We start from the raw sequence: 4,513 nt of genomic DNA on the forward strand, positions 1-4,513 counted from the left end.
AAGGTTGGTATCCGTGCTTATTCTCTTCTGCAATCTCCAGTATGCGTTTGAGCGGCAATGCTAAAGGATTCACCATGTTATCGGCAGATTCGGAATACCATACTTTCCTTTGCAACACCTCAATTTTCTGAGGATAATAAATGCCTTCGGCTGTCTTCAGTACAGGTAGCTTATCAGGGAACTCCTTCCACGCCTCTCTGTAGATATCAAGCTCATAGTTCAGAGAAGCTTTCAGCGCCCCGCTCGGCCCTAACAATTTCGTTCCTGTAACGGGCAATTGCTGGATTTTGGCAGCGGATAATTTAACGGTTTCAAATTCGGTTTTCCATAGAGAGCCACAAAGCTCACGGCCACTGCTGGTAAATCCTCCAATCATAGCGGCCTCCTGCCGGGCTCCAATTTGTTTCATGCCGACCTTTACATCAAATTCATGGGCATAACGCTTAACCAATTCTCTAAAATCAACCCAACCGTCGGCCAGATAATAAAAGGTAACTTTCTTATTATCCCCGCGAATTTCCGCATCACTGATCTTCATGTTCAGCCCCATGTCACGGGCGATCTTCCGGGCCCTGTTTCTCACAAAAATTTCCTTCGCTTTCGCATCTTTCCATTTCTCTATATCTCTAAAATGGGGCTTTCTGTAAATGTTTGGGAAATAATACTGCGCCTTATCCTTCACCTTACGATCAACTTGCTTTTTTGCAAGAAAACCTGTCAGGGAAACCATCCCAATATCATGCCCCATAGGAGCCTCAACGGCTACAATGTCACCTTTTTCAAGAGATAATCCGGAAACGTTCTGATAAAAAGCTTTCCGTGTATTTTTAAAACGTACTTCAACGATATTGGAATCATCCGAGGGATCATGGATATCACTTAAATAATCAATGGTATCCAGTTTATTGTATGTTCTGAAATATTTTCGTATTTCCTTATATAGGTCATTTCCATTTTGATTGTATCCATTCCATACCATAATGCTTCACTTTTTATAAACTTTTTCCTATTATGGCCTTATAAAAAAATAATGGTCCGCTGGAGAATGTCCATCCATTATAAAATAAATAGCCTGCCACTATATTATGATGAACAGATGCAAATTGAATTTGTTTGACCAAACGGGGCTTGAAATCGGAGGATGTTCGCTCCAAAACCTCCGCCAGGCAAATAATCCATGAACCAGCAATGAAGATAAAAATGGCAATCGATCCGCCCGCCTGTTTTGCTTACTTGCTTACCTTATATTTTTTCTGTCATCACCATCCAATTGACAAGCATCATGGATGATACCTCGATTCGGTAAGTATGCCCTGATAATTATGATTTTTCATAAGTTCTTCCAGGGTGATGCCGGAATTTCTGTCCATATAGGCTTCGATGATCTTCCATCCCAGCCAGTTGACAGCTCTTCCGGGCGATTCTTCCGAGAAACCGGAAGTAAAAGGCGCCGGATTGATCATTTTATTAATGGTCATGTGATCCGTTGTATACAGCAGTTTGTTTTCTATCAAATAATTCCATATGTTTTCCTCATTCCGGATACACCAATCCAATTCTTTCCTTGTAAACCCTGCAACAAGGGTATCAGGTTCTCCAGGTAACATGGACTTGGTAAAATACAGCAACTTTCCTTTGTAGAGCATATTGGAAAGTAAATTATCGGTGGAGCCATTAAACGGCCATTCTGTCTGGCCCCAGGCCCGCATGCAATCGGAAGGGATCTTTTTCTTGTGCATATTTTTCTGACGATATCTCTCCCATCCCAGCTTATCATAAAATTCACAATCCTTTCCCAGGTATTTATCCAGACCAATGGCGAGCAGGCTGTCAGCAATAACGATTGACTGGTTGAAGCCTCCCATAAAGGTATAAACAGCCGGTACCTTCTTTTCCGGGAAATAATGTTTGTAATGTGTAAAACCGGTTTCCAGCTTCTCCCTGATGCTTTCCAAATCAGGAAAATCCTCCATAATCCTGGATTGAACCCTGTTCATGTCATGATCGTTAAGAAACCCCCTGAGATTGTCCGGATAAGCCCTGTTGTTAGAGGCTCCGATATTCAAAACATTCCTGTTATACAACTCGAAGAATGCTCCGTACTTTTCATTCAAATCGGGTATGGCAGTGTGGATGCTGTCCGGATTCAAAGCAAACAAATCTTTTTCAAGCCGTTTAACCTCTAAATTTACAGAAACATCGGAAACATCCGTTTCGTATTGGTTTTTGGGACCACAACCATAAACAATAACCATCAGGAAAACAATCGAGTAAAAACACTTCATCATTTTTAGAGCCTTTTTTAATTTTGAAACAGCATAAATTATTATTTTTATTGGTACAAATATTGTGATTTCAGTGCATCAAAAGCAAATTTAAACCCTGAAAATATGAAAAAATATTACCTCTTACTTCTGTTGGTTTTTACGGGATTACAAAGTTTCAGCCAGGGCATTAGTTTTACGGTTTTTGCAGAACCCCAATTGGGCTGGTTATCACCGAATACAAAGAAGGTAGAAGCAGCAGGGCCTATGATCGGATTCAACGGCGGAATGAATTTCGATAATTATTTTGCACAGAATTATGCATTTTCTACCGGAGCCTCCATCAACAACGTCAATGGCAAAATAAAATATAAAGAGCCGGCTTCTCTGAAGGGGCTAGATTCAACATATACGATTAACACCAATGATGTGGTTGAATATCACACGCAATATATCAATATACCTATAGGACTGAAATTTAAAACAATTGAGATTGGCTACACCCGGTTTTATGCCCATCTTGGAATGGATGCCAACATCAATATCAAGGCAAAGGCAAATATTCCCCGTGAAGAGAACATTGATGCCACCAAAGAAATTCATTGGTATAATCTGGGATATTATATAGGGGGTGGCGTGGAATATTCCCTGGGAGGAACCACTGCCATTGTGGCCGGTCTTACTTATAAAAACGGTTTTCTGGATATTACCGAAGCTGAAGACAATAAGATCACCACCGGCAATATATCTTTGCGAATGGGAATATTATTTTAAAAATAAAGCATTATGAAAATTGCATTGGCTCAGTTAAATTACCATATAGGGAATTTTCCCTATAATAAAAAGAAAATCCTCGATACCATCATTAGGGCGGAAAAAGATAACGTAGATCTGGTGGTGTTTTCAGAACTTTGTGTATGTGGTTATCCCCCGCTGGATTTGTTGGATTACCGGGAATTCATTAACCAATGTGACAGTACTGTGAATGAAATAGCAGAGCACTGTGTAGGTATTGCCGCAATTATAGGTGCACCAAGGATCAATCCCCATTCGTCGGGCAAAATGCTGCTCAATTCGGCCTTTTTTCTTTACGATGGCCAGGTACAGCAAATACAAGACAAAACACTGCTGCCAACCTATGATATTTTTGATGAATACCGATACTTCGAACCCAATAAGCACTTTGAAATCATTCAATTCAAAGGGAAAAGGATCGCTCTTACCGTGTGTGAGGACTTATGGGACGAGCAGCCTGCTCAGGGCGTTTTCAGCAGAAACAAGCTATACAACAAATCTCCCATGGAAAAACTCAGGGAATCCAACCCGGATATGCTGATCAACATTGCAGCTTCCCCTTTTTCATATAGCAAAATATGGGGCAAAAAAAACATCTTCATACAAAAGGCAAAAAACTATAACCTGCCATTATTCTATGTTAACCAGATCGGAGCCCAAACCGAGCTCATTTTTGAAGGCGCATCAATGGCGATACATCCGAACGGCATCATTCATAAGGAACTGCAATGGTTTGAACAGGACTACCAGGTAATTGATGCGGAGGAGGTATCCAAAAGCACCGATGATCATGAGACACATGACACCTATGGTGTTATTGCCAAAATTCACGATGCCCTGATTCTTGGTTTAAGGGATTTCTTCAGCAAACTCAAGTTTGAAAAAGCCGTTCTTGGCTTGTCAGGGGGTATTGATTCCGCAGTTTCCCTGGTAATAGCCCAGCGTGCACTGGGAAAAGAAAATCTGCGGGTATTGTCGATGCCCAGCGACTATACCTCGGAAGGATCGGTGAGTGACTCGAAAAAACTGGCCGATAACCTGGGTGTACATTATGACGAAATACCCATTCAGAACATACTTCACTCTTTTACCAGCGCCCTGGAACCTGTTTTCAGAAATACGTCCGAAGACGTAACAGAGGAAAACCTGCAGGCCAGAATAAGAGGGACTTTGCTTATGGCCATATCCAACAAGTTTGGCCACATATTGTTGAACACCTCCAATAAAAGTGAATCAGCAGTAGGATATGCCACATTGTATGGTGATATGATCGGGGCCCTTTCTGTTCTCGGAGATGTTTACAAAACCGATGTTTACAAACTGGCTGAATACATCAACCGTGAGGAAGAGATCATTCCGAAAAACATCATGCAAAAAGCGCCTTCAGCTGAACTGAAGCCGGATCAGAAAGACAGCGACTCCCTGCCCGATTATCAGTTGTTGGATAAAATCCT

At 41.3% G+C, this 4,513-nt stretch carries 4 protein-coding genes; 2 read left to right on the top strand and 2 right to left on the bottom strand.

Annotation, left to right across the window (positions count from 1 at the left end):
- Positions 1 to 979 (bottom strand): hypothetical protein (locus KGY70_13950; protein MBS3776293.1); only part of this gene is annotated, 979 nt, incomplete at its 3' end.
- Positions 980 to 1,280: 301 nt separating this feature from the next.
- The gene (locus tag KGY70_13955; GenBank protein ID MBS3776294.1) at positions 1,281 to 2,288 is read right to left on the bottom strand and encodes a hypothetical protein; all 1,008 of its coding nucleotides are present in this window, start codon (positions 2,286 to 2,288) and stop codon (positions 1,281 to 1,283) included.
- A gap of 102 nt (positions 2,289 to 2,390) precedes the next feature.
- Between KGY70_13955 and KGY70_13960 the strand changes: the two genes are divergently transcribed.
- Positions 2,391 to 3,038 (top strand): PorT family protein, encoded by a 648-nt coding sequence (locus tag KGY70_13960; protein ID MBS3776295.1) that lies wholly within the window; start codon positions 2,391 to 2,393, stop codon positions 3,036 to 3,038.
- A 12-nt stretch (positions 3,039 to 3,050) separates the two neighbouring features.
- On the top strand, positions 3,051 to 4,513 hold a 1,463-nt coding region (locus KGY70_13965), incomplete at its 3' end, for an NAD+ synthase (GenBank protein ID MBS3776296.1).

The organism is Bacteroidales bacterium, from assembly GCA_018334875.1.
Lineage (GTDB): Bacteria > Bacteroidota > Bacteroidia > Bacteroidales > UBA12077 > JAGXLC01.

Excerpts from the sequence above, each read along its gene's own strand:
- KGY70_13955 (MBS3776294.1), bottom strand. The coding sequence starts at position 2,288 with ATGATGAAGTGTTTTTACTCGATTGTTTTCCTGATGGTTATTGTTTAT.
- KGY70_13960 (MBS3776295.1), top strand. The coding sequence starts at position 2,391 with ATGAAAAAATATTACCTCTTACTTCTGTTGGTTTTTACGGGATTACAA.